The organism is Staphylococcus sp. EG-SA-17 (assembly GCF_017151845.1).
GTDB lineage: Bacteria > Bacillota > Bacilli > Staphylococcales > Staphylococcaceae > Staphylococcus > Staphylococcus aureus.
Genome location: NZ_JACVZO010000115.1, coordinates 1 through 435, shown reverse-complemented (window position 1 = coordinate 435; position 435 = coordinate 1). Strand labels below are relative to the sequence as shown.

General features: G+C 40.2%; 1 pseudogene. It reads right to left on the bottom strand.

Annotated elements, in window-relative coordinates:
• Positions 1–422, bottom strand: a pseudogene (locus IDG65_RS14320) (DNA polymerase III subunit gamma/tau); the annotation flags it as partial.
• Positions 423–435: the final 13 nt, after the last annotated feature.

Sequence of the window (435 nt, the reverse complement as noted above, 5' to 3'; positions counted from 1 at the left end):
TTACTGCGTAGTTCCTTGATTTCGTTTCTTAGTTCCTTAATTTCTTGTTGTAGCTGTTTTACTATCTGATCATCTGCAAATGCTACATCTGCTGAAGGAACAGAAGTAGACGGTAGCTGTGCAAGTTTGACTGTAGCGACTTCCAAATAAATAGCGGCACTATTGGTAAAACGAATTTCATTTTGAGTATCGCTCAAAATCTTTATCATTGAAAACAGCTGATCCGCTGAAACAGTGTGTGTCAATGCTGTAAATGTACTTCTGATCGTACTAGATTGTTCCTCAACTAGGTTAGGTGCTTGCTGATACATCAGCAAGTCACGGCAGTATTGTAACATCTCCTCTAGAAAGCGACGTGATTCTTTGCCGGCTGCGAGAATTTGGTTCAATGTTTCCAATGCTTCTGGTACTTCTTTTTTCACGCAAGCACTCAAG